Source organism: Pseudomonas sp. NY11955 (assembly GCF_048068035.1).
Taxonomy (GTDB): Bacteria; Pseudomonadota; Gammaproteobacteria; order Pseudomonadales; family Pseudomonadaceae; genus Aquipseudomonas.
In genome coordinates this window covers 17,154-41,715 of sequence record NZ_JBLUPS010000013.1, presented here as the reverse complement: position 1 = coordinate 41,715, position 24,562 = coordinate 17,154, and the positions used below count along the sequence as shown (strand labels likewise).

The window sequence follows — 24,562 nt, the reverse complement described above, 5'->3', positions numbered from 1 at the left end:
AATGACGGTAAATGCACCCATCTAAGGCGGTCTCATCAGCGTCAGGAAAACAGCATGGAACCCAACCGCTTCGGCGACATTGCCGCCTTCGTCAGCGCGGCGAAGGCCGGCAGCTTCACTGCTGCCGCTGCCAGCCTGGGCCTGACCCGTTCGGCGGTGGGCAAGAGCATCGCCCGCCTGGAAGCACGCATGGCAGTGCGCCTGCTCAATCGCACCACGCGCAAGTTGAGCCTGACCGACGAAGGCCTGGTGGCGTTCGAACGCTGGCGGCAGATCCTGGATGACTTGGACGAGGTCGAAAGCACCATGGCCCAACGCCGTGGCAAGCCCACCGGCACCCTGCGGCTGACCGCGCCGCTGTCGCTCGGCCAACGCCATGTACTGCCGATTCTCGACCAGTACCTCAAGCAGTGGCCCGAACTGCGTGCGGACATTCGCTTCACCGACCGCTTCGTCGACTTGGTGGAGGAGGGCGTGGACGTCGCTGTACGCATCGGTGCACCGAAGGAAGACTCGCAGTTGCTCACCCGCACGGTAGCCTGGCAGCAGTTCGTGACCTGTGCATCGCCTGCGTATCTGCAAGCACGCGGGGTGCCGCAAGTGCCTGGCGACCTGTATGGCCACGACAAGATCGCATTCCTCGCGGGCGAGCAAGCCATGCCCTGGCGCTTTCACACCGAAGCGGGGCTGCACCTGTGCGAAGACCCCGGGCGGCTGAACATCGACAGTTCCGAGGCCATGCTCGACGGTGCCCGGGCCGGTTTCGGGCTGATTCACCTGCCCACCTACATCACCGGTGACGACCTGCGCGCCGGCACCCTGGTGGAAGTCCTGCAAGGCTATCGGCCACCGGCGGACCCGATTCGCATCGTGTACCCGAGCAAGCGCCATCTGTCCCCACGGGTACGCGGCTTTATCGATTTGCTGGTGGCCAGTTGGGAACCGGGGGTGCCTTGGGAATACTGATTGGGGAATGCCAGGCCCCTCTATCGGGCCTGTAGCTGGGTTTATCGATGGCAGCGCAGCAGGGAAACTGGCAGCCACTGATAATCCCTCTGGAGACCCCATGACTGCACTGTCCGTACTGGATCTGGTCATGATTGGCGAAGGCAAGACCTTCGCCGACGCGATCGAAGAATCCCGCCAACTGGCGCGGCATGTCGAGCAACAGCACTACAGCCGCTACTGGATCGCCGAACACCACGACATGCCGGGCATTGGTTCGGCTGCCACTTCGCTGGTGATCAACGAAATCGCCAATGCCACCCGCCATATCCGTGTGGGGGCCGGTGGCATCATGCTGCCCAACCATGCGCCGTTGGTGGTGGCCGAGCAGTTTGGCACCCTCGATACCTTGCACCCGGGCCGTATCGACCTGGGCCTGGGCCGTGCGCCAGGCACCTCCGGGCCGACCGTGCGCGCCTTGCGCGGTGCGGCGCCGGAGCGTGATTTCAGCCAGGACATCGCCGAGCTGCGCGATTACCTGGCCGACAACGGCAAACGCCGAGTGCGGGGCGTGCCGGGTGCGCACGATGTACCGGTGTGGATCCTTGGCTCCAGCCTGTTCGGTGCCGATCTGGCGGCGAAGCTGGGCCTGCCCTATGCCTTCGCCTCGCACTTCGCCCCACGGTACCTGCTGCAGGCGATTGCCCATTACCGCGCCAACTTCCAGCCTTCCGCGCAGTTGGCCAAACCGTATGTGATGGTAGGCATGAACCTGTTTGCCGCCGCCAGCGATGCCGAGGCGGACTACCTGGCCAGCTCCCACCGCAAGTGGATGCTGGACCTGCACGTTGGGCGCTACGGCTTGTTGCCCAAACCGCAGGACGGCTATGTGGAACGGTTGCCTGAGCATGAGCGTGCGGTGCTTGAACAGGTCATGGCCTGCACGGTGGCCGGTGGGCCGCAGCGGGTACGAGAAGGCTTGCGCTCGCTGATCGAACAGACCGGCGCGGACGAGCTGATGATCGACTGCCGCATCCATGACCCGCTGGCACGGCAGCGCTCGCATGCCTATGCGGCGCAGGCACTGTCCGAGCTGAGCTGAACCTTGATGGCCTCTTCGCGGGCACGCCCGCTCCCACAGGTATTGCTCGGGAATCGCATCCTGTAGGGTGCTTGTGGGAGCGGGCGTGCCCGCGAAGAGGCCCGCACAGGCAAAAAAAGGGAGCCTTCGAGCTCCCTTCTTGCATCAAGCCTGCTTCAGGAACGGATAGTCCGTGTACCCTTCAGGCCCATTGGCGTAATCGAACTGCGCCCGGTGCTCATTCAACGGTGCCTGCAGCCGCAGCCGCTCCACCAGGTCCGGGTTGGCGATGTAGCTGCGCCCAAACGCCACGGCATCGATCAAGCCGCGCGCGATCAGGTCTTCACCTTTTTCGGCGGTGTAGGCACCTGCTGCGATGATCACTCCTGGGTAGGCCGCGCGTATCGCCTGGCGGAATTCGTCACGCAGCGGCTTGCCACCCGCCCAGTCCGGCTCGGAAAGGTGCAGGTAGGCCAGGTTGCGCTTGGCCAGCTCACGGATCAGGTACAGGCCAGCAGCCTCCTGGTCTTCGCCATTGTCCACACCATTGAAACCACCCAGCGGGAATACACGGATCCCCACGCGTTCGGCGCTCCAGCAAGCAATCGCTGCATCCACTGCTTCAAGCACGATGCGTGCACGGTTTTCAATACTACCGCCGTAACGGTCGTCGCGCTGGTTGGCACTTGGCGTCAGGAACTGGTGAAGCAAGTAACCGTGGGCAGCATGCAGCTCGATGAAATCGAAGCCGGCCTCACGGGCATTGACCGCCGCCTGGCCGAAATCGGCAACGATACCGGCAATTTCCGCTTCGCTGAGTGCCCGAGGTGCAGAGGTTTCCACGCGTATCAGGTTGCCTTGCTCGTCACGCAGGGTAGTGCGTGCACCGGCCGCCAGCGCCGAAGGCGCCACCGGGGCTTCGCCGCCAGGTTGCAGCGAGGTATGCGATACCCGTCCGGTGTGCCATACCTGTACGGCGCTGTGGCCGCCGTCGGCATGGATGCCTTCGTTGATGTGTTTCCAGGCGGCGATCTGCTCGGCGCTGTGAATGCCGGGCGAGCCCGAGTAGCCCTTGGCCTGGAACGAGATCTGCGTGGCCTCGGTGATGATCAGCCCGGCGCTGGCGCGCTGGCGGTAGTACTGGGCCATCAGGTCAGTGGGTACGTCACCCGGCTCCAGGCTGCGCAGGCGAGTGAGGGGGGCCATGAACACACGGTTGGGCAGGGTGAGTGGGCCGATTTGCAGCGGTTGCAAGAGTTTCATTACAGCTCCAGAGGTGGAAAACCAATGGTGCGCACGATACCGAGGTGATTGGGGAAAAGGGGGACCGGGAGCCCGGCACAGGGCTCCCCAATAGTTCATCGCTGGGGGATCAGCTGCGTGCCAATCTGCCGCTCACATAATGGGCCACATCATTGAACCCCGGTGTCGAAGCATGACCCGGTGTGACCAGCGAATCGATGAACGCTTCATCCTCCGCCGTAATCTTTACCGCCAGCGCGCCGCCATAGGTATCCCACTGCTCTTCAGTACGAGGGCCGACAATCGCCGACGTCACCAGCTGGTTGTTCAACACCCAGGCAATGGCGAACTCCACAACGCCAACACCCTTGGCCTCGACATACTGCTGAATCTGCCGGGCAATGGCCAACGACTCCTGGCGCCATTCCACTTCCATGATGCGTTTATCCTGACGCCCTGCACGGCTACCGGCATCCGGTACGGCACCCGGCGCATACTTGCCACTGAGCACGCCACGCGCCAGCGGGCTGAATGGCACCACACCCAGGCCATGGGCCGCTGCGGCTGTGAGCTGCTCGGGCTCGGCCTGGCGGTTGACGATGTTGTACAACGGCTGGCTGACCACCGGCTTGGGCACGCCGAGTCGCTCGGCAATATGGCAGACCTCGGCAATGCGCCAGCCACGGAAATTGGACACGCCCCAGTAACGAATCTTGCCCTGGCGCAGCAGGTCGCCAATGGCCTGTACGGTTTCTTGCAGCGGTACCTTGTGGTCCTCGCGGTGCAGGTAGTAGATGTCCAGGTAGTCCATGCCCATGCGCGTCAGCGTGGCCTCCAGGGCATTGAAGATGTGTTTGCGCGACAACCCGCTGCGGTTGGGCAGGCCGTCGGCAGGGCCGAAGCCGACCTTGCTGGCGACGATCCAGTCCTGGCGATGGCGCGCCACGGCTTCACCGACGATTTCTTCTGAACGCCCGGCGTTGTACACGTCGGCAGTGTCGATGAAGTTGATGCCCTGGTCCCAGGCCTTGTCGATGATACGCAGGGCGTCCTCGGTGTTGGTCTGCTCGCCGAACATCATGCTGCCCAGGGTGAGGGCGGAAACCTGCAGGCCACTGTGGCCGAGGGGGCGGTAGATCATGCGTCTGGGTCCTTTTGCAGTCGGCTGAACCACCTGTTTTACACACAACGGGAGGGCAATGAAAGCGCGGGCGTGGATGGCATGACACCTAACAACCTTACCAGTAGGCGTGAGGCCAGTCGCGGAATAATGTTTGGCCCGTACCCATTTGATTCGGACAAAGGAAAGTCCCCATGGCAATTGAATGCTGCTTCAACCAATGTGACGAACAAGACCCTTCACCCCGCCACCATTACGTCTATACGGCTTATGGTTTTACCCAGGACGCAACGAGCGCGTTTTTGTCAGGCTTCCATGGGCAGCCAATGGATTGGGTAATACAAGGTTATCCTCTGGAACAAGGCAAACGCTTCTACAGCCCTGCGCGTGGGACATTCTACAGTCCTGCTGCGCCAAGCCCTTTTGCTAAGGGCAGGGCTAACAGATATGTGTATTGTGGCGCTGACCCGGTCAACCAGAAAGCGCCAACCCGGCGCCATCCGAAATGGGTAGCCTCATTTGACAATGCGATTAATTTATTCTCAGCAGTTCACTTCATCACCGAGCGGGTCAGAAAGATTCGTGTCAACTAGCTTGATTGACTCATCGAACGTCAATGGGTACTTCATACGTTGCGACAGAGTCGCCATGGCATCGGAGTACCCCTTGGCGATCACGGCCTGGACCCTTTCATCCACACACTGGAAAGCAATGAAATCGCCTTCTTCTGGCTCACCGACGAACTCGATCCGGTTCCAGTCCCGAGCGTGGCCTAGCACTTCATAGGTACGGCCGTGCTGGTAGGTCCAGAAGAACGGCACATCGGCATAGCGGCGCTGTTCTCCCAGCATGTTGGCAGCGGCGATAACGCCCTGTTGCTGGGCTAGGCGCCAGTGTTCGATACGCGCCGGGTGACCTGTGAGGGGAAAAGTGGCGATGTCTCCTGCTGCCCACAAACCATCGGCTGCGCGCATTTCTGCGTCGACCCTTACAGATTTGTCCTCGATCAGCGGCACGCCTTGAAGGAAGGCAGTGGCCGGCTTTACCCCGGTGCCGAACAGCACCAGGGACGTCTGCAGCCGTTCACCGTTGGCCAACCGCACGGCTTGGACTTTGTCCTGACCCTCGATGCGTTCGACTTCAGTGGGGCCATGGAAGGTGACCCCTTTACGTTCATGCAGCTCACGAATGCTGCGACCGATGCGTTCACCTAGCTGTCGGGCCAGTGGAACTTCATGGCGAGTGACCACGTGCACCTGAACGCCGTACTTGCGCAATGCCGAGGCAGCTTCCAGGCCGATGAAGCCGTCACCGACGATGACCACCGGCTGGCCCGGCTCGGCTGCGTCGAGCAACTGTGCGGCATCCTCCCGTGAGCGCAGGGTGAACACCCCGGGCAGGTCGACACCGGGTATGTCTGGGCGCTGTGCTTTGGCACCGGTTGCCAGCAGGCAGGCGTCGTAATCGATCTGCTGACCATCGGCGAGCGTAAGTTGGCGCTTCTGGCTGTTCAGTGTGCGCACCTTGCCATGCTTGCGCTCCAGTTGGCCCTGGCGCAAAGCGTCGGCTTCGAGCAGGGCAGGCACTTCATCGGGCGCCATCTGCCCGGCAATCACGAATTTGCTCAGGGCCGTGCGGTCGTAGGCGGGCTGACGCTCCTGATCGACCCATACCAGTCGGCCAGCGAAACCATGGGCCAACAGGGTGGCAACCGCAGCGCTGCCGGCGGCACCGGCACCGACCACCACGAAACAGCGGGCATCGCTGTGCCTGGGCGGTTCGCTCGCCGGCAGCGGTTGGTCATCGACCCACACTTCACCCTCTTTTACCCAAGCCTTGTAGCGGCGCAGGTCAGCCAGCGCAGGGGGTTCGCAGACCATCCCGTCGTCAACGGCGAATGCCGCTTTGTGCCAGGGGCAGACCAGTAGACCGCCGCAAACCACACCTTCATCGAGGGGGGCACCTGCATGAGGGCAGTTGCCCTGGTAAGCATGTACCTGATCGCCCTGGCGGATAAGGATGAGCTCTTCGCTGCCGGCCTGTACGCGCAAAGGGCGGTGTTCGGCGAGTTGGGCCAGGCGTGCCACGGCGTGTTGGGTCATGGGGCTTCTCCAAAGGGGCCTTTGGAACCATTTGACGCCTGGGCTGGGAAGGGGATGCGTTGAGCTGACGATCGGTGTGAAGGGTGGTTTCTGTATAGCCAGGGCTGGCCTCTTCGCGGGCCCGCCCGCTCCCACAGGGACACCATAGACTTTGAGTTGGTGATGATCCTGTGGGAGCGGGCGAGCCCGCGAATGCCTCAATTGGCCCGTGCAGTACTCAGCGCACCCGCGCGAGTAACGCGCAAGGCCACCAGGCTACCCACAACGATCAGTGCTGCCAACGAGTACAGCGCAGCATCGGTGGAACCGGTCTGGTCCTTGATGAACCCCACCAGGTACGGGCTGAGGAAGCCGGCCATCTGGCCTACCGAGTTGATGATTGCCAACCCTGCCACGGCGGCACCGGCGCTGAGCAATGCCGTGGGCATCGGCCAGAACATGGGCAAACCGGTCAGCGCGCCCATGGTGGCAATCGACAGGCCAAGAATGGCAATGGTCGGGTTACCGGCGAAGTTCACCGCAATCAGCAGGCCGATGGCACCCATCAGCATTGGCACCACAAGGTGCCAGCGGCGCTCGTTGCGCAGGTCCGCCGAGCGCCCGCAAAGGATCATGAACACACCGGCCAGCAGGTAGGGAATAGCGCTCAGCCAACCGATCAGCAGCGGATTGTCGAAGCCCATGCTCTTGATGATCGAAGGCAGCCAGAAGTTGATCGCGTAGACGCCGCTCTGGATGCAGAAGTAGACGAAGCCGAAGGTCCAGATCAGCGGGTTGGTCAATACGGCCAACACACTGTCGCCAGTGGTGTTCGGCTTGCTGGCGGCATCAGCCTCCAGGTCGGCGGCGATCAGCTGGCGTTCGGCCGGACTCAGCCAGGCGGCTTTCTGGTAACCATCGCTGAGCAGGAACACCGCCAGTACGCCCAGGGCAACCGTCGGCAGGCCCTGGATCAGGAACATCCACTGCCAGCCGGCCAAGCCGTGCTGGCCTGCGGCGAAGTGCTCCAGGATCCACCCAGAGAACGGCCCGCCGAGCAGGCCCGATACCGGTATCGCCGACATGAACAGGGCCATGATGCGCCCACGTCGGGCCGCCGGGAACCAGCGCGAGAGGTACAGCACCACACCCGGGAAGAAGCCGGCTTCGGCGGCACCGGTGAGCAGGCGCAGGGTATAGAACTCGGTTGGGGTGGTGACGAACAACAGGCAGGTGGAGAGGCTGCCCCAGGCGATCATCATCAGCGCGATCCAGCGCCGTGGGCCAAAGCGGTTGAGCGCCAGGTTGCTTGGCAGGCCGCACAATACGTAGCCGATGAAGAAAATGCCGGCGCCAAGGCCGTACACCGTTTCACTGAATTTCAGGGCGTCGAGCATCTGCAGCTTGGCAAAGCCGACGTTGACGCGGTCCAGGTAGTTGAACAGGTAGCAGATGAAAATGAACGGAATCAACCGCAGGGTGATGCGCCGGTACAGCGCGTTGCGGGTGGTGTCCGTGCCGTGGTCAGGGGCGGGGCTGTGTGCCATGATCGGGTTCTCTGTTGTTATGGTTTTCGCCGCGTCGCCTGTTCCGGCGCTCGCCCTGACGAGTCTCGGGGACTGCGGCTAGCCTGTCTTTGTGCTTTTGCACAGCGCTCGGCCCAGGCTGCTGTGCCCGAGCCCAAAAGCCTAACACCTAAAGGACCACGCAATGTTCGAACTCGACCATGACCTGGCGCAGGATATCGTTGACCGGGCTATGGCCATCCTGCCGTGCAACGTCAATGTCATGGACAGCCAGGGCTTGATCCTGGGCAGCGGCGAGCCGGAGCGCATCAACACCCGTCACGAGGGGGCGCAGCTGGTGTTGGCCAACGGCCGGATCGTCGAGCTGGACATTGACGCGGCCAAGTGCCTGAAGGGTGTGCAGCCGGGAGTTAACCTGCCGTTGATGCTCGATGGCCGGCTGATGGGCGTGCTGGGCCTGACTGGTGACCCGCAACAGGTGCGCACCTATGGCGAACTGGTACGCATGACCGCCGAAATGCTGCTGGCCCAGCGCAATCTGCAGGCTGACCAGCAATGGCGAAGGCAGCGCTGCGACGACCTGCTGGCGTTGTTGCTAGGTGGTAGCGGTGACTCGCCGCGCTTGCTTGACGAAGCTCGCCAGCTGGGTTTGAAACCCCAATTACCGAGGGTACCGTGCCTGTTTGAAATTGCCTCCGGGCCTGCCGCCGAGGCGCTGGCCGCGTGGTTGATGAGCCGTTACCCGGATAGCTGGTGCGTAAGCCCCGCGCGCCAGTCGTTGCTGTGGTGCCGCCCGGCAGGCGTAGCCCTGGATGAGCTGCGCCTGCTGGAGCGCCTGCAACGCCATGGCTGGGAAGTGGAACGGCTGGCCCTGGGCAGTGCCGCACAGAGCCTGGAGCAGTTGCGCCGGGGTTACCGCCGGGTGCGTGACTTGCTGGCTTATGGCCGTGAGATATTGCCCACCGAACGCTTGCTTAGCCTGCAGCGTTTCCGGCTGCCGGCGATGCTGTGGCGCCACCGCAACGATGACGCGCTGGATGAGTTGCTGGAACCGTTGCAGCGTATTCGCGCCAGGGACAGCAGTGGCCAGTTGCTCGCCACCCTGCGCGCCTGGTGTGCCCATGACGGCCAGAGCCAGGCCTGTGCCGATGCCCTGGGTATTCACCGCAACAGCCTGCGCTACCGCCTGGAGCGGATTGCCGAACTGGGCGAGGTCGACCCACTGCGCATGGAAGGGATGCTTAGTTTGTATTTGGGATTGCAGCTGCTGCCGGCAGATTGAGACGACGCTTGTAGGAGCAGCCTTGTGCTGCGAAGAGGCCGGCCCAGGAAACACATCTGCCGCGACCGTGCGGAGCCCTTCGCAGCACAAGGCTGCTCCTACAAGGCCAACCGCAAAGGCATCTGCCCAAACAACCCGCCCGGCGTTTTGTGCATTTGACCGAGGCCTCCTTGGCAGCCACCTGTCAGCATGCCGCTTATCAGGATAGGAGAACCCTCATGAAGATCGTCATTGCCCCCGACTCGTTCAAGGACAGCCTCGACGCTGCCGGTGTCGCCCGTGCCATCGCGGCAGGCCTTGGCGAAGCGTGGCCGGACGCTGAACGGGTCGAGTGCCCGATGGCCGACGGCGGTGAAGGCACCATGGAGGCGATTCTGGCCGCCTGCCACGGCGAACTGCGCCGTCAGGCCGTGCGCGGCCCCCTGGGGCAGAGCGTCGAGGCTGGCTGGGGCTGGCTGCCGCATAGCCGCACGGCAATCATTGAAATGGCCCAGGCCAGTGGCCTGCAGTTGGTGCCAACCGGCCAGCGCGATGCGTGCCGCAGCAGCACCTGGGGCACCGGTGAACTGATTGCCGCGGCCCTGGCCGCCGGTGCGCAGCGGGTGGTACTGGCCATCGGCGGCAGTGCTACCAACGATGCCGGAAGTGGCATGTTGCGCGCGCTTGGCCTGCGCCTGCTGGATGCCGACGGGCATGCGCTGGACGAGGGCGGCGAGGCCCTGACCAAGTTGGCCCGCATCGATGCCAGCGAACTCGACCCGCGTCTGGCCGAGGTGCAGTTTGAAGTAGCGGCAGACGTTGACAACCCGCTGTGTGGCGTTAACGGTGCATCGGCGATCTTCGGCCCGCAGAAGGGTGCCAGCCCACAGCAGGTGCAGGCGCTGGACCAGGCATTGGGGCACTTTGCCGACCACTGTGCGCAGCTGCTGGGTGAGGATGTACGCAGTTTCCCTGGGAGTGGCGCGGCAGGTGGCATGGGTTTCGCCGCCCGAGGGTTCATGGGTGCTCAATTCCGCCCGGGCGTGGAGGTGGTGGCCGAACTGGTCGGCCTCGATGCTTTGGTGCAGGGGGCAGACCTGGTGGTGACGGGTGAGGGCCGCTTCGATGCCCAGACACTGCGCGGCAAGACACCCATGGGCGTTGCCCGGGTTGCCAAGCGTCATGGCGTGCCGGTGGTAGTGCTGGCCGGGACCTTGGGGGAGGGATATCAGCAGCTGTATGCCCACGGTGTCGATGCTGCATTCGCCCTGGCCAGCGGGCCGATGAGCCTGGAGCAGGCGTGCGCCAATGCCGCTGAATTGCTGCAGGCGCGGGCTTGTGACATTGGACGGCTTTGGCGCTGCACGAAGCGAACATGAGGCTATCCCGAAGCCTGTGGTGAACCCTGTGGGAGCGGGCGTGCCCGCGAAGCAGGTAGGCGCTGCGGATCTATGGCACCGGCTTCGCCGGTGTTCGCGGGCGTGCCCGCTCCCACAGGGTTACTCGTCAAGATGCTGGCAATTGAACATGGCAATGAAGTTGGCCAGCGCCGGCGAAGCGTTCTGGGCGCTCCATTTCATGTACAGCCCAAGACCAGGGGCAATTTGCCCATCGATCGGTCGGATCGGGCGAAACTGAACTCGCTCGCGCGGGGTTGAACCAACGAACGACGCTGGCACCAGGGCCACGCCAAAACCGCAGGCCACCAGCCCAAGCAGGGTGTGGATCTGCGCGGCCTCCTGCACCACCTTGGGGTAGAAACCGGCCGACTCGCACAGCGCGACCAATTGCGCGTGGTAGCCGCCGCCCAGCGCTTGCGGGGTAAACACGAAGTCCTCATCGGCAAAGTCGCGCAGGTCGACGTCCTCGTGCGCTGCCTTGGGATGGCTGGCGGGCAGGGCCATGACGATCTGCTCGTCAAGCAACAAGCGTGCTTCCAGGGTGCCGGCTGGCAGTGGCAACCTGCGCATGAAGCCGATGTCCGCCTCGCCGGCCAGTAACGCCTTGGCCTGCGAGGCCGACGGCATCTCGCGGATGGTCAACTGCACGTTCGGGTAAGTCTCGCGAAAGCGCCGCAGGCTGCTAAGCAGCGAATCGTAATAGGCGATGGAAATGGCCGTGATGGTGAGCTTGCCGCTAACCCCCGCCGACACATTGCGGGCGTACTCGATCCCTTGTTCCAGCTCCGCCAGCGTGCGGTAAGCCGTATCAAGGAAAGCCGTGCCTGCCGGCGTCAGCCGAACGCCGCGCTTGTTGCGCAGGAACAGGCCAAAACCGAGCTTTTCCTCAAGGCGGCTGATGGCCTGACTCAACGGTGGTTGCGCCATGTGCAGGCGCTCGGCGGCCTTGTGAAAATGCAGCTCTTCGGCCACGGCGATGAACTGCCGGAGCAAACGTGTTTCGATCATCCTGAAATCCTGCGGCGCGGCGACTCGGCGGTGATATCCATGAGATATCAAAGTTGCATGCTTTTAATATTAAGTCATTGATTTTTTTGTTGATATCGTAAAAAGGAGAATTGAAGGTAGCCAGAAATGCCCGTTACAGACCCTTTCCACAACAAAGTTGCGGTCATCACCGGTGCCGCACAGGGCCTGGGCCTGGCCTATGCCATGGCGTTGGCCGAACGCGGCGTGCGGGTCGTCATCAGCGACCTGGGTACCGACCGCTCGGGGCAAGGGCAGGACGCCTCGGCGCTCGAGCACGCACTGGCGGCCATGCGCGCCAAGGGTTTCGCGGTGGTCGGGCATGCTGGGCACCTGGAGAACGAGGGGGCCTGCAAGCAACTGGTCGAGCTGGCCATCGAGCAGTTCGGTGCGCTGGATATCCTCATCCACAATGCCGGATGGGTCGATTACCAGCGTATCGAGGCCCAGGACGACGCCTTCCTGCAACGTGCGCTGGGCATCAACGTGCAGGCACCCGTATGGCTGGCCAAGCATGCCTGGCCACACCTCAAACGCTCCGCGGCGCCAAGGGTAGTGCTGACCACCTCGGACCGCGCCATGTACCAGCGCTATGCGCAGCCTGGCCTGGTGGCTTATGCCGCTGGCAAGATGGCCCAGGTCGGCATCATGAATGCCCTGAGCATGGAGGGCCTGGAGCATGGCATCCTGGTCAACGCCATTTCGCCGGTGGCCAAGACCCGCATGTGGGGCATCAGCCAGCCGCCCGAAGAGCTGAAACCCGAGTGGGTCACGCCCGGTGTGCTGTACCTGGCCAGTGCACTGTGCCATGACACTGGCTATATCCTGCGTGCCAGCAACGGCCAGTTCACCGCCACTCGCTTCAACGAAAACAGTGGCGTCAACTACCCTCGGGACCTCGGCCGCGTGCAGGCCGGCGACCTGGCGCAGGTGGCCGAGCGCTGGAACCGCATCAAGGAATGCAACTACGTGCCAGTCAAAGTCGCCAACACGCGTGCGGACCTGGGTGAAAGCCTGGTCTGGGATGAGCGCAGCGGCGCACTGTACTTCGTCGATATTTCTGGTGGGCGCATCAACTGCCTGACGCCCGATGGCGAAGTCGAGAGCCTCTACGAATCTGCCGCGCGCATCGGCGCCCTGGCGCTGACCGACCGGGGCAACCTGATCTTCACCGAGGATGCCAGTGTGGCCATCTTCGATATGCAGTCGCGCAAGGTATGCCAGCATTCGGCATCGGTCCATCCGCGCTCGACCTACCGTTTCAACGACGGTGCCTGTGACCCGCAAGGCCGCTTCGTGACTGGGCTGATGGACGATGCGCTCAGTGGTAATACCGGAGCGCTGTTCCGCTTTGACGGGCAGTTGAGCGACCAGGTGATTCATGACGATATGGCCTTGCCCACGGGGATTGCCTGGTCGCAAGACGGCCATACGGTGTACTTCGTCGACTCAGCGGCGCGCGCTATCTACCGCGCCGATTACTGGGTGGAAGGCCGGTTGGGCGCGGTGACGCTGTTTGCCGAAACCCCAGCCGAACTGGGACGGCCGGATGGCCTGGCGCTGGACCGCGACGGCGGGTTGTGGGTGTGCCAGTACCATGGCAGTTGCCTGCTGCACTACGACCGCCACGGCCACCTGACCGACCAGGTGTTGATGCCGGTTCCTTGCCCCACCAGTTGCTGCTTCGGCGGGCCGGGGATGAACACGTTGTACATCAGCACTGCACGTTTCGACATGAGCCCCGAAGACCTGCACCATTACCCGGATGCTGGCGACCTGTATGCCATTCGCCCGGAAACGGGCGGCGTCGCCCGGCACAGCTTCAAGGAATAAGGCGTTGCGCCTGACTAGGCGGTAGCACGGCCAGTTCGCCAAAGCGCTGCGCCGAGTCGATGTAGCGTAACGCCGATTTAGCGTCCTTCCACCCCACATAGCTCATCAGCGACTTCAGTTCCCAACCATTGGCGGTTGCCCAGGTGGCGAACCCACGGCGTAGCGAATGGCCGGTGTACAGCGCGGCCGGTACTCCGGCACGTTCCAGCATGCGCCGCAGCAGGCCGACCAGGCTGTTGCTGTTGAGCGCGCTGTCGCCGAGGTTGCCCCAGCGGTCGAGCTTGCGAAACACCGGCCCGTGGGCAATGCCGGCGACTTCCAGCCATTGCAGGTAGGCAGTGACCGGGCACAAGGCCTTGAGGGCAGGGGTACGATGTTGCACGCCCAGTGCTTCGCGGTCGCCCTTGCTGCGCGGCAGGAACAGCGTAATGCCGACACCGGCTTCGGCCTGGATATGCTCGATGCGCAGGCGTGCCAGTTCATCACCACGAAAACCACGCCAGAAACCCAGCAACAGCAACGCGCTGTCACGTCGAGCCCGGCGCAGGGCTGCCAGGTCGTGGTGTTCGCGGGCTTGACGGGCTTCTTCGTCAAAACACGCCACGGCGGTTTGCAGGTGTTGCAGCAAGAGCGGGGCAGCCTGTTTGGGCGGTGTCGGGTGTAGGGTGCGAATGCCGCGCAGCACCTGACGCACCAGCGGCGCCTTGGTCGGGTCGGGAAAGCCTTGCGCGACGTGCCATTGGCTGAGCGCGGCCAGGCGTTGGCGCAGGGTGCTCACCGCATGCTGGTCGGCGTGGTCCACCAGGTAGCGGGCGATGCTTTCGGCGGTGGCCGGAAGAAAACCGCCCCAATGGCTTTCGAAGTGCTCGATGGCGGCCTGGTAGCTGCGCCGGGTGTTGTCACGGGTGGCGGCGCGAAGGTAGCGCTCGATATCGGTCATGGTGCGGGTGTCGGTGGGCGATCGGTACACGATAAACCGAAATGGTTTGCCTGTCCTGTACACCCGATGTCACAGGCGCTGCGAGCCCTGTGGGAGCGGGCGTGCCCGCGAAGCATCCGACGCGGTGGATGGCACCGGCTACGCCGGTGTTCGCGGGCACGCCCGCTCCCACAAGAATCGCGCAAGGCGCCTCCCAGTGTTTTCAGTACACACATGCCTTGTCTTCGACGCCGTTGAAGGGCGGGTAATCGCATAACTGTGCCGGTGACAGCGCTCGGCTGAAGTAGTAGCCCTGGGCGATATCGCAGCCGGCAAGCTTCAGGCACACCACCTGTTCACGGGTTTCCACGCCCTCGGCCACCACCTCCAGGCCCAGGCGCTTGGCCAGGATGATGGTGGAAGACACGATAGGGCTGTCGTCATGGCTGTTGGACAGCGCCGCAATCAGTGATCGATCGATCTTCAGCTTGCTCAGCGGCAGCGAGTGAAGGTGGGCAAAACCGGCGTAGCCGCGACCGAAATCGTCCAGGCTGATGCCCAGGCCTGCGCTGCGCAGCGTGTGCAGGTGGGTCACCGCCGTGCCTTCGGGGTCGAGGATGGTGGTTTCGGTTATTTCCAGCTCCAGCCGCTGGGGCGCGATCCCATGGTGCTGCAACTTGCTCAGCAGGCGGGTAGCGAAGTCGGCTTGGCGCAACTGCAGGGCGGAGACATTGACCGCCAACCGTGCCCCTCGGCCTTGGGCCTCCCAGCTCGACAATGCTTCACAGGCCAGCCGCAGCACCTCCCAGCCCAGCTCGACAATGAAACCACTGCGCTCGGCCAGTTCGATGAAACGGTCCGGGTACAGCAAGCCGAACGCCGGGTGGTCCCAGCGCACCAGCGCTTCGTAACCCAGCACTTGCTGGGTGTCGAGGCGAATCTGCGGTTGGTAGTGCAGCACGAACTGGCGCTCGGCCAGGGCGCTGCCGAAGGCCTGTTCCAGCGTGAAGGCCTGGATGTCGGCCAGGTTCAGCGAGGGGTCGAAGAAGCGATACTGCGCGCGCCCGGCCTGCTTGGCCGAATACATCGCGGCGTCGGCGCTACGGATCAGGCTGTCGATGTCCTGGCCGTCGCGCGGGCAGATGCTCACCCCGACACTTGGGCTGGTGTTGACCTCCTGACCATCCAGGGCGTAAGTGGCCGACAGTTTCTGCACCAACTCACGGACCCAGGCGTTGATCTGCTCTTCGCTGCGCTCGCCGGCCAGCAGCACCACGAACTCGTCGCCGCCAAAACGCGAGGCCTCGTCACCGGGGGCCAGCAAGCGTTGGATGCGCCCGGCCACGGCCTGCAGCAGCAGGTCGCCAACCTTGTGCCCGAGCGAGTCGTTGATGGACTTGAAACGGTCCATGTCGATGAACAGGATCGCCATCAGCCGGCGCTTGCCACGTTGCCGAGTCAGCGCCTGGCCAGCCACCTCGACGAACTGGCGGCGGTTGTGCAAGCCGCTGAGGTGGTCGGTGGCGGCGGCGTGGCTGCTGCGCCGGTGCTCGTCCTCAAGACGCCCGATCAGTTGCTGGTTGACCTGCTGGGCATGCTCCAGCGCGCTGAAGGCCTCCTGGCGTTTGCGCAGCAGGCGCAACGTCCACAGCAGGCTGGCGAGGATCATCAGGGTCATGCTGAGGTTCAACCAGAACTGCCGGGTATAGGCCAAAGCCGAGGGTGCAAGGATTTCGTCCTGACGCTGGCTGACCACAACGCTGAATCCTCGCTCAGCTACTCGGCGGTACAGGCTTTGATAGGCATCGCCTGCCAGGTACTGCGTCAACATGCCCGCTTGTTCGTCGAACGCCGGCAACCTGGGCTGCAGGGTATCACCGGCTATCACCACGCCGCTGGTGCCGATACGCAGCCGTTCCAGGCCGTCATCCTGAAGCAGACGCACCAAGCCGCTGTTACCGAGGTCGATATGCTGGAACAGCACCGCCAGGTAGCTGATGTCCAGTTGCACCTCCAGTATGTTGCCTAGTTCTCGGCCGCTCGGGTCGGTCAACGGCAGCAGGAAGGGCAGGCGCGCGGTGGGCAGGGCAGCGGGTTGGCCAGGTGGCTCGATGCTTGGCAGGAAAGGTTTGAAACCGTAGCGTCCAACGTGCCGCCGCAGCTGGCGCAACCAGTCGGCTGGCAGCTCGACGGCCTCGCCGGCATGGCTGGCCGACAGCAGCTGACCTTGCCGGTGGTAAAGGGCCATGCGCTTGAACACGGGGTCTTCGGCCAGGATGCGCGCCAGGCTGAAGGTACCCTGGCGCAGCGCTTTCATATCGTCCTGGGTAACCCGGCCCACCGCCTGGGCGCGGTCAACCAGCTGACGCAGGCTTTCGCCGACGATACTGGCCAGGTTCAGGTGTTCGGCGGCCTTGGCCGACAGCGCATCCTGGCGAGCGGCGGCTTTCTGGGTGATGTGCAGCCCCCAGAGAAAGGCCAGGGTCGCTGCACAGAGCATCAGGATCAGCAGCCGCAGAAGGCTGGAGGAGGAAAGCGAACGGCGATTCACTGCTGAAGTTCCCGACCCTGGGTGATGGTCAAAAAATACGACAGTAAGATGACAGCCTAATGACTGATGGCTAATCGCTTTTAGGGGTTTTCCCTATTCGCCACGGGTGTTTGCAGGCGCGTGGTTTCCTCTTCGATGTAGCTCATCAAGGCGCTGACTTCAGCATCGCCCAGGCGCATGTTGGGCATGGCCAGGCGGTTGTATTGCTCATACAGCAGCATGGCCAGGGGATCTTTTTCGGCCAGCATCTGGTCGGGCTCTTTCAGCCAGCGGGTCAGCCAGTTGGCGTCACGCTGGCGGGTCACGCCCAGTAGGTCGGGGCCGATACCTGGCTGACCTGGCTCGATGTTGCCCAAGGTGTGGCAGGACGAGCAGCGGGTACGAAAGATCTGCTCGCCACTGCTGGGCGGGCGCACCTGTGGGGCCTGGGCATAGTCATTGGTCATGGCGCTGGCCTGCTTCCAGTTGTGCAGGCTGTTGCCCAGGCGGTCGGCGAGGATGTACGGGCTTTCGAAGGGGGAGGCCTTCATCCAGCGGCCGGTGGCCTGGTTGCCGATGATAAGGCTCAGGTTGTGGTCTTTGGAGCGGCCGTTCTCCAGGCCATCGATCCACAGGCCCAGGCTACGGCGCAGTTGCTCGATATCGTCGGGCTCGCCGGTCAGCAGCGTCCAGCCAGGGCCGATGCCGAATTTTTCGGCGTAGCGCTTGAGGGTAGCGGGGGTGTCGTTGTAAGGGTCGATGCTGATGGAGTAGAGGAAGATGTCCTTGCCGACCCGGTCGCCGAGGATTTTCTGCACCTGGCGCAGGCGGGCGGTTTCCACCGGGCACGAGTCGGAGCAGCCGGTGAAGATGAAGTTGATGGCGACCACCTTGTCCTTGATCAGGTCGTCGAAGAAATGCACTTTTTCGCCGTCCTGCGTAAGCAGGGGGATGTTGGGAAAATAGTTGGCCCCCCAGGGGCTGGCGGTTTCTTCGGCCACGGGTTGTGGTGGCTGCAGTGGCCAGAATGGAATGCTGGCGGCGAACAGCGCGAGTACCAGCAGGAAACGCCATGAACCGTGCATGATGCGATCCTCGTTGGTTGGTTGCAGTGGGGCCGCATAGCGGCCCCGTTTCACGCGTTGGTTACTTGATGCTGATCGGCACTGTCACACTTTGCCCCAGCGCCGATTTCACGGTCACCGTCGCTGGCGTTGCCGGGCCCGTGCCAGTGGTAGTCACCGACAGCTTCCAGCGAGCACCGGAGGTGGCGACGGTCAGCGTGGCATTGCCCAGGTTCAGTGGACCGCTGGTGGTGGCCGCAGTCACGCTGATGCTGTTGCCGGTCGCCACCGAAGTAGTGCCGGCCACTTCCCAGGTGTAGCGGTTACCGCTGCGCACCTGCACAGAGGCGCTGGTGACCTGGATCTGGTCGACCGCGGCTGCCGGGCTCACGGCAATGCTGACCGTGGCCGGGGTCACCGACTCGGCGCCCTTGGCATCACGCGCCGTGTAATTGAAGCTGGCAGTGAACGGGGTCTCGACCGTGGCCGGTGGGGTATAGGTCACCGTGGTGCCATCCGTGCTGACGCTACCCTGGCCGGAGTCCGGCTGGCTGAGGCCGATCACGGTCAGCGGTACGTTGCCGTCCGGGTCGCTGTCATTGGCCAAAACGTTCAGGGTGATCGCCTTGCCTGCGGTCGTTGCTGCACTGTCATTGGCCGCGACAGGTGGCTTGTTGGCCGGGTCGTCGTTGTCATCATGACCTTTGGTGCGGAAGGTCGGCAGGCCCACCGACGCCATGTATTGCACGCCATCCCACCCTGGTAGCGGGGTCGGCATCACCTGGAACTGCCCCGGGTGTTCGATGTCCCAGCGCAGCAGCATCGACGAGTCTTCATGCTGGGTGTTGTGGCAGTGCTCCATGTAGGTACCGGCGAACTCGCGGAAGCGGATAGCCATTTCCACTTCTTCCGAAGAATCGGCATCTGGCCCGATACGGTATACGTCTTTGCGCGCCCATTTTTCCCACTCAGGCGGGGCCTTGCCGTCGCGGCTGAGAATCACGCCTTCTTCGAAGTGCACGTGTACCGGGTGGCTCCAGCCATTACCGCCGTTGACGATTTTCCACACCTCCAGGGTGCCATCGCCGCTGAAACCGCCGTCGGTGGACTGGTTGGCCAGTTGCGGTGCCGCACTGATACGCCGCGGGTCCATGCTGTAGCCAAAGCCGCCGTCGGTCTTGATGGTCCAGGGGGTGGTGTCGGTACCGTCGGAGCGGCCGAAGATGAACTCGCGGTGGCGGGCGTCCTTGATCTTGGCCTGGTCGGCAGCCGAATTGCGGTCAATGGGCAGTGGCAGCATTTTCAGGCCAGCGGCTTTACCCGGCTTGGCTGGCTCATAGGCCACTGGGTCCATGCTCAGGTCCTGGCCGGTGTATGGCTGCACCAGCAGTTGCAGGAACTTGCCGACCGCTGGGTCGCCTTTATCCCACTGCGGGCCTTTGCTGGTTTGTTTGATCACTGCCTTGTATTTTTCCGACAGTACGTCGGCCAGCGCAATGGTCCCCTCCGGGCCCTTGCCGGTGCGGTGCTCTTCCAGGTTGACGAAGTACAGCTTGTCGCCCGCCTTGATGCCGTTCTTGGCGAAGTTGATGATGATGTCGTAGCGCTCGGCGATGCCTTGCAGCGGCAGGATGCCGTTGTTGTCCTGGAGGTTGCCGTCGCCGTTGAGGTCCATGGTGCCATCGAAGGGCACGGCGTGTTCCATGATGTTGCCGTCGTTGGCGATCATGTGGAACGGCACCCGCGCATACGACAGGTTGGAGCCGGAAGGGCCTTTGAACTCGCCACTGGTGCCGGCAATCTCCCGCACCACGGCGAATTTGAAGTAGCGCGACACCGAGCCGTTGAGGATACGGAAGCGGTAGCTGCGCGCGCGCACCTTGAGTTTGGGCTGGTACTGCCAGTTGACCAGGATCTGGTCACCCAGGAAGCCGTCGGTGTTGAACGGGTTGAACCACAGTTGGCCGTTGGCATCCCAGGCCTTGTCGGCAATCACCAGGTTGACGTCATAGTCCCGGTTACCCCACGGCATGCCCGAACCACTGGGGAAGCGCAGGTTGACGCCGTCCTGCAGGGCTTCGTTGCCACGGTCCAGGGCGCTGTAGTAGTTCATCATCACGGCGTTGCCTTTGTAGACGTTCTGCGCCGTGAAATCCATCATGTGGTCGTGGAACCAGTGGGTGCTCATGGTTTCACGCCAGTCACCGCGAATCTTGATGCTGCCGTTCTGGCAGGTTTTCAGGCCTGGTGTGCCGTCGTTGACGAACAGGGTTTCACCCGGCGAGCAGGGGAAGGCCGCACGGGGGTCCTGGGCGCGGGTGTTGATGGTGTCGTAGCCGGCCAGTTGCACCGGCCAACGGTAGTCGTAGTACTGGCCGGGGAAGAAGTAGGCGTTGGCAAAACCATCGCTTTCGGCCGGGGAATGGCCGTTGTGCTCGTGGGTCGAGATGGTGTGTAGACCAAAGCCACCGTTGGCCGAGGGGTCGATGGGCAAAGCGTTGTAATGGCGCATCAGGATCGGCTGGCCGTAGCGCACCATCAGCAGCTTGGGCGGGAAGGTGCCGTCGAAGGTCCACAACGACTTGTGGTTCTGCAGGGGGAAGTTGGGGTGGAAACGGGTATCGATGCCCTTGGTGGTGCCAAGCGTGGTCGGGATATCCGAGGTCTGGTAGTACAGGCCTCCTGGGGCAAACTCACCCACTGCGTAGTTGTGCATTTGCCTGCGATCGCGCAGGCCGAGGTTGATGCGCGCACCGGCCTGGGCAGTCTTGAATGCCGCCTGTGGGTAGAACTCGTTCCAGCGCTGGTGCGACCAGCCTTTTCCTGGTGGCCGGCCTTCAGCTGGCGAACCGACCGGTTGGCGGTTGAGGAACATCTCGATTTGCGCCTTCCATGGGTTGCGGTCGAGCACATTGGCGTACTGGGTGGGGAAGGGATACAGGCCTGGTTGTTTGAGGAAAGCTTCCAGTGCCGTGCCAGCGGGGCCGCTGCGGGCCACTACGTTCGGGTCTTGCGCGGGTGCGGCGCCCAGGGTGGGGACCGGGAAGGTCAGGTCTGGCGCCGGCAGTGTAGGGTCGAGTTTTTCCGGGCCGAACTCTTCGAACAGCAGCAATTGCTGGGTAAAGGGCTGCGCACCGAACAACGGGCTGGGTTTGCCGTTGGTGGGGTACCTGTCCGACGTTTGCAGGGCGGGCGGCAGCACGTTGTCGGTGCGCACCGTATCGCGGTCGCCATACACGCCGTTGGTCAGCTCCAGCGAGCCTTGGTTGGCTTCTGGCAAGGTGTTCAGATTGAGCAAGGCCTGGGTCGGGTCGGCCGGCTGGTCGGTATAGGCTGATGGGTCGGTCGGTGGCGGCGGGCTGTTGTCGTCAAGAGGGGCCGCCATGGCCGTGATCAGCCCGAGGCTGAGCATCAGCGCAGTGACGGAGGACAGCTGGAATGCATGCCTGGTCGGGTGAATCACGGCAGGTGTTTTCATTGCCTTATGCCTCGCTCGCGGCTGTATGGCTTGGGGCCATCAATGGCGTTTTGCCTGGTTTAAGGGCCTGAGCAACGGCTGTGCCAACAGATATTTCAGTAATGCTTTGTTAAACAAATCCTTGTGGCGTCTGATGTGCGCTAAATAACGGGGCGTCAAGAATGGGGATAAGTCCCCACAAGCGGGTGACCCAATGCCCACGGATTGGGTGGATTGGGGCGTGACAGCCCCGGCCCGCTGGGGTATACCTGTTCGCCACCAAGGGGAGCCCGGCAATGGGCTGAGAAACCGCTGAAGCAGTAGCGCGGTGACCCTTCGAACCTGATCCGGATCATGCCGGCGAAGGGATGGGGCTTGTAACCTGCCTTTTTGCCGGCCTCATTGCGAGGCCCATACATGTCGACTGCCAAGGTCTCGCTGCCACCTCATCGAAGGACAGCAACATGACGGGGATGTAAGCCGGAACCCCAGAAATTTCCGTCACCCTAGTTGGGTGGGCTCAACACTCGTGTCACCAGCTACCTTCTGGAGAATCGAGCTCGGCCATCCCTCCCTGGACGGGCATCGCTCGACGATGTTCAACGGCTCCCTCACGGGGCCGTCGTTTTGTGGGGGCTATTCCATCCACAAGTCGTCGAGGTTCTTGAAGTTCCAGAGCGTCGGGTCTTCGGGGCCAGTGATACTGTCCTTGCAACTCGTGGCCGCCAGGTCGATGGTCTGCATCGGGATCGGCTCTCTCGAGCGTAGCGAGAAGAACACGCGAACCTTGGGAGTCAGCAGTGATTCCATTCCCGGCTCAACGACAACGGCCAGACGCTGAGAGGACAGGCGAACCAAGGAGCCGACGGGGTAGATGCCCACGGCCTTGACGAAGGCGTGGAAGATGCGTTTGTCGAAATGGCCCTCCCACTTGGCCATCTGCCGCATCGCCGCGGACGGGTCCCACGGCTTTTTGTAGGCTCGCTCCGACGTCACGGCATCATAGACGTCGCAGATTGCGCCCATGCGGGCCAGGAGTGAAATGGCGTCACCGGCCAAGCGATCCGGGTAGCCGGTTCCGTCGATCTTCTCGTGATGGTGCAGGGCAATGTCCACCACCCCGGGCTCGGCCCCGCCTGCGCGCAGCATCTTTGCGCCCTCCACAGGGTGGCGCTTCATGATGGCGAACTCGGCATCGGTGAGCTTGCCTGGTTTGTTAAGCACTTCCAGCGGCATCGCGGCCTTGCCTAGGTCGTGCATCAGTCCGCCGATGCCAGCCAGGCGCGTTTGCTCCTCGTCTAGATCGAGATGCCGGGCCAGCGATAGCATCAGGGCGCAGACGGCAACCGAGTGCAGGTAGGTGTAATCGTCGTGCGTTTTGATGCGTGCGACGCTGATGAGGGCATGAGGTTGGCGCAGCACCGAGGCAGCGATTTCTCCGACCAGCGGCAACGTCGTGCTTGGGTCGACGGCCTTGCCAAGCCGGGCTTCCTGGAACATGTCCATGACTTGGGACTTGGCCGCAAGACAGAGTTTCCGTGCATAACACATTTCGCTCTCCATTGAGGTTGCGCCGTCACTTTTCTTGCTTAGTGGACTAGACGGCAGAGATTGCTCCTCCGACAATTCTCTGGGCTCTGGGCTCTGGGCTCTGGGCTCTGGGCTCTGGGCTCTGGGCTCTGGGCTCTGGGCTCTCTGGGCTCTCTGGGTCGACTTGGCTTTTGGCCAAGTCGACCCAGACCTCCCCGACGCCACATTCTCGAATGGCAGAGAGATCCTGAGGCTCGGTCAGCAGGAAGCTGCCGCGCCAGAATGGGTGTCGAACCCAAGAGCCGGCGAGCTTGTGGATGTACATGCCGAGACGAAGCTCGGATACGGGAATGCGTTTTACCAACTTATTTTCCTTTCTGAGTTGGGTGGTTAGGCGTGCGCCGAGGCTGGCACCCAGCGGTAGAGCGGAGGTAAGGTCACGCCAAGATTCTTGGATCAGCCGGAACCGCCGAAATTTCCGTCAGCCGATCAACATGGCTTTGTCTCGCGCTCGGTCGATGCGTTCCTGCATCGCCTGCATGACTTCTTCGTGGGTGTACGACTTGGCGTTGGGGTCGTCGGCCTCTCGGAGAGCTTCCTCGACCTCGCGGGTCATCCGCGCATATTCTTCCGGCCACAGCGCTTGCTCCATGCGCAGCGACGCCTGCCCAAGCAGGTGCAGCAGGCCGAACAGCCGCATGTCATTGGTGGCGACGACGTGCTCTCGAATCCGCTCCTGGATCACCTCGCAGGCCCGATGCGCCTCTGGCGTCGCCGTGCCCTCGTAGCCGGCTGGGAGTTCTGCTTCTTCAGCGATTCGCGCCCAAGCGATAGCCAGCGCCTCGATGGTGGACAGGTTCATTTGCTCATCCACTTGCGCAGCAGACGCTTTTTCAGGGAGGCGCGCTCTTGCGGATTGCGTCCCTTGTGGTTGGCAATGCGATCCGCCGTGGCGGCCTGGCGCTTGATGGGCCAGTAGGAGCGGCCATCCTTACCCATCGACCAGACGTTGCTGACCTGGTTTTCCAGTAGAGGCAGATGGGCGCATAGAGCTTCCGGCGACGCGCTGGCCAGCGCGGTGCGCTCGTGGGTTCGCCAGCGCTGATGCCAGAGTTTCTTGTCCTCGCGCTCGCTACGGCAGGTCGTGTGCCCAACGATGGGCGTTTTGCGGCGGCTGCGGCTCATGATGTGGTTGTCTCCAAGAACATTCAGGACAGGCTTTCTGGGTAGAGCGCCGTCAACCGGGACAGGGTTTCTTGCACTTGTTCCAGCGAGGTCATCAGATGATCAACCTGATCCTGAAGATCCACGGCGAGATCAAATAGCTCAGCCACTCGGCTGCGTGATCCCTCGTTGAACGCGGCCATTGCCAGTTGATGCAGCTTCAACAGGTCGGTGCGCAGTTGCGGAGGTGCGCCGTCTGCGCTGTCATTCAAATCGCCGCGCAGCACGTCCACGGCATCGACTGCACGCAGCAGTGCCGTGGTATCGAAATTCTCGGGAGTCAGTTCGTCCCATTCGTCGTCGGTGATGCGGGCTGCCATCAG

At 62.9% G+C, this 24,562-nt stretch carries 20 protein-coding genes, 1 pseudogene and 1 riboswitch; of the genes and pseudogenes, 7 read left to right on the top strand and 14 right to left on the bottom strand.

Annotation, left to right across the window (positions count from 1 at the left end; genetic code table 11):
* The first annotated feature begins 54 nt into the window (after nt 1-54).
* Together ACNFBR_RS21985 and ACNFBR_RS21980 are read left to right on the top strand one after the other, a co-directional pair.
* Nucleotides 55-966 (top strand): LysR substrate-binding domain-containing protein, encoded by a 912-nt coding sequence (locus ACNFBR_RS21985; protein WP_416736745.1) that lies wholly within the window; start codon nt 55-57, stop codon nt 964-966.
* A gap of 100 nt (nt 967-1,066) precedes the next feature.
* A complete protein-coding gene (locus ACNFBR_RS21980; RefSeq protein ID WP_416736744.1) occupies nt 1,067-2,047 on the top strand; it encodes an LLM class flavin-dependent oxidoreductase in 981 nt (326 codons plus the stop codon).
* 144 nt (nt 2,048-2,191) lie between these two features.
* On the opposite strand, the gene ACNFBR_RS21975 is transcribed toward ACNFBR_RS21980, so the two are convergent.
* Together ACNFBR_RS21975 and ACNFBR_RS21970 are read right to left on the bottom strand one after the other, a co-directional pair.
* On the bottom strand, nt 2,192-3,289 hold the full coding sequence (locus tag ACNFBR_RS21975) for an alkene reductase (RefSeq protein WP_416736743.1): 1,098 nt from the start codon (nt 3,287-3,289) through the stop codon (nt 2,192-2,194).
* A gap of 109 nt (nt 3,290-3,398) precedes the next feature.
* Entirely contained in the window at nt 3,399-4,409 is a 1,011-nt protein-coding gene (locus ACNFBR_RS21970) for an aldo/keto reductase (RefSeq protein WP_416736742.1), read from the bottom strand.
* 173 nt (nt 4,410-4,582) lie between these two features.
* Here ACNFBR_RS21970 and ACNFBR_RS21965 point away from each other — a divergent pair, with 173 nt between their 5' ends.
* Nucleotides 4,583-4,981, top strand: coding sequence for an RHS repeat-associated core domain-containing protein (locus tag ACNFBR_RS21965; RefSeq protein ID WP_416736741.1), 399 nt, complete (start codon nt 4,583-4,585; stop codon nt 4,979-4,981).
* Here ACNFBR_RS21965 and ACNFBR_RS21960 read toward each other — a convergent pair.
* Together ACNFBR_RS21960 and ACNFBR_RS21955 are read right to left on the bottom strand one after the other, a co-directional pair.
* On the bottom strand, nt 4,931-6,490 hold the full coding sequence (locus tag ACNFBR_RS21960; RefSeq protein WP_416736740.1) for an FAD-dependent oxidoreductase: 1,560 nt from the start codon (nt 6,488-6,490) through the stop codon (nt 4,931-4,933). The genes ACNFBR_RS21965 and ACNFBR_RS21960 overlap by 51 nt on opposite strands.
* A 197-nt stretch (nt 6,491-6,687) precedes the next feature.
* Nucleotides 6,688-8,016, bottom strand: coding sequence for an MFS transporter (locus ACNFBR_RS21955; RefSeq protein ID WP_416736739.1), 1,329 nt, complete (start codon nt 8,014-8,016; stop codon nt 6,688-6,690).
* A gap of 163 nt (nt 8,017-8,179) precedes the next feature.
* Between ACNFBR_RS21955 and ACNFBR_RS21950 the strand changes: the two genes are divergently transcribed.
* Both ACNFBR_RS21950 and ACNFBR_RS21945 read left to right on the top strand, forming a co-directional pair.
* Nucleotides 8,180-9,277 (top strand): sugar diacid recognition domain-containing protein, encoded by a 1,098-nt coding sequence (locus ACNFBR_RS21950; protein ID WP_416736738.1) that lies wholly within the window; start codon nt 8,180-8,182, stop codon nt 9,275-9,277.
* 218 nt (nt 9,278-9,495) lie between these two features.
* Nucleotides 9,496-10,635 (top strand): glycerate kinase, encoded by a 1,140-nt coding sequence (locus ACNFBR_RS21945; RefSeq protein ID WP_416736737.1) that lies wholly within the window; start codon nt 9,496-9,498, stop codon nt 10,633-10,635.
* 120 nt (nt 10,636-10,755) lie between these two features.
* Here ACNFBR_RS21945 and ACNFBR_RS21940 read toward each other — a convergent pair whose 3' ends face one another.
* The gene (locus ACNFBR_RS21940; protein ID WP_416736736.1) at nt 10,756-11,664 is read right to left on the bottom strand and encodes a LysR substrate-binding domain-containing protein; all 909 of its coding nucleotides are present in this window, start codon (nt 11,662-11,664) and stop codon (nt 10,756-10,758) included.
* Between the two features lie 126 nt (nt 11,665-11,790).
* On the opposite strand from ACNFBR_RS21940, the pseudogene ACNFBR_RS21935 reads away from it, so the two are divergent.
* Nucleotides 11,791-12,351, top strand: a pseudogene (locus ACNFBR_RS21935) (SDR family NAD(P)-dependent oxidoreductase); the annotation flags it as partial.
* A 54-nt stretch (nt 12,352-12,405) separates the two neighbouring features.
* Entirely contained in the window at nt 12,406-13,515 is a 1,110-nt protein-coding gene (locus ACNFBR_RS21930) for an SMP-30/gluconolactonase/LRE family protein (RefSeq protein ID WP_416736869.1), read from the top strand.
* On the opposite strand, the gene ACNFBR_RS21925 is transcribed toward ACNFBR_RS21930, so the two are convergent.
* The 9 genes from ACNFBR_RS21925 to ACNFBR_RS21885 form a co-directional block, all read right to left on the bottom strand.
* A complete protein-coding gene (locus ACNFBR_RS21925) occupies nt 13,505-14,485 on the bottom strand; it encodes a site-specific integrase (RefSeq protein ID WP_416736735.1) in 981 nt (326 codons plus the stop codon). The genes ACNFBR_RS21930 and ACNFBR_RS21925 overlap by 11 nt on opposite strands.
* A 172-nt stretch (nt 14,486-14,657) precedes the next feature.
* Entirely contained in the window at nt 14,658-16,985 is a 2,328-nt protein-coding gene (locus ACNFBR_RS21920) for a putative bifunctional diguanylate cyclase/phosphodiesterase (protein WP_416736734.1), read from the bottom strand.
* Between the two features lie 80 nt (nt 16,986-17,065).
* Nucleotides 17,066-18,049 (bottom strand): SCO family protein, encoded by a 984-nt coding sequence (locus ACNFBR_RS21915; RefSeq protein WP_416736733.1) that lies wholly within the window; start codon nt 18,047-18,049, stop codon nt 17,066-17,068.
* Nucleotides 18,050-18,110: 61 nt separating this feature from the next.
* Nucleotides 18,111-21,506, bottom strand: a complete 3,396-nt coding sequence (locus tag ACNFBR_RS21910) for an Ig-like domain-containing protein (protein WP_416736732.1) — start codon at nt 21,504-21,506, stop codon at nt 18,111-18,113.
* Between the two features lie 251 nt (nt 21,507-21,757).
* Nucleotides 21,758-21,871, top strand: a riboswitch (TPP riboswitch).
* Between the two features lie 250 nt (nt 21,872-22,121).
* Nucleotides 22,122-22,991, bottom strand: coding sequence for an HD-GYP domain-containing protein (locus ACNFBR_RS21905; protein WP_223198360.1), 870 nt, complete (start codon nt 22,989-22,991; stop codon nt 22,122-22,124).
* A 91-nt stretch (nt 22,992-23,082) separates the two neighbouring features.
* Nucleotides 23,083-23,340, bottom strand: a complete 258-nt coding sequence (locus ACNFBR_RS21900) for a DUF3391 domain-containing protein (RefSeq protein ID WP_416736868.1) — start codon at nt 23,338-23,340, stop codon at nt 23,083-23,085.
* A 156-nt stretch (nt 23,341-23,496) separates the two neighbouring features.
* Nucleotides 23,497-23,877 (bottom strand): hypothetical protein, encoded by a 381-nt coding sequence (locus ACNFBR_RS21895; protein ID WP_001054412.1) that lies wholly within the window; start codon nt 23,875-23,877, stop codon nt 23,497-23,499.
* Nucleotides 23,874-24,200, bottom strand: coding sequence for a hypothetical protein (locus tag ACNFBR_RS21890; RefSeq protein WP_000091614.1), 327 nt, complete (start codon nt 24,198-24,200; stop codon nt 23,874-23,876). Before ACNFBR_RS21890 ends, ACNFBR_RS21895 begins: the two co-directional genes overlap by 4 nt.
* A 23-nt stretch (nt 24,201-24,223) precedes the next feature.
* Nucleotides 24,224-24,559: a hypothetical protein gene (locus ACNFBR_RS21885; RefSeq protein ID WP_000741275.1), complete on the bottom strand. Its 336-nt coding sequence runs from the start codon at nt 24,557-24,559 to the stop codon at nt 24,224-24,226.
* Between the last annotated feature and the right edge of the window lie 3 nt (nt 24,560-24,562).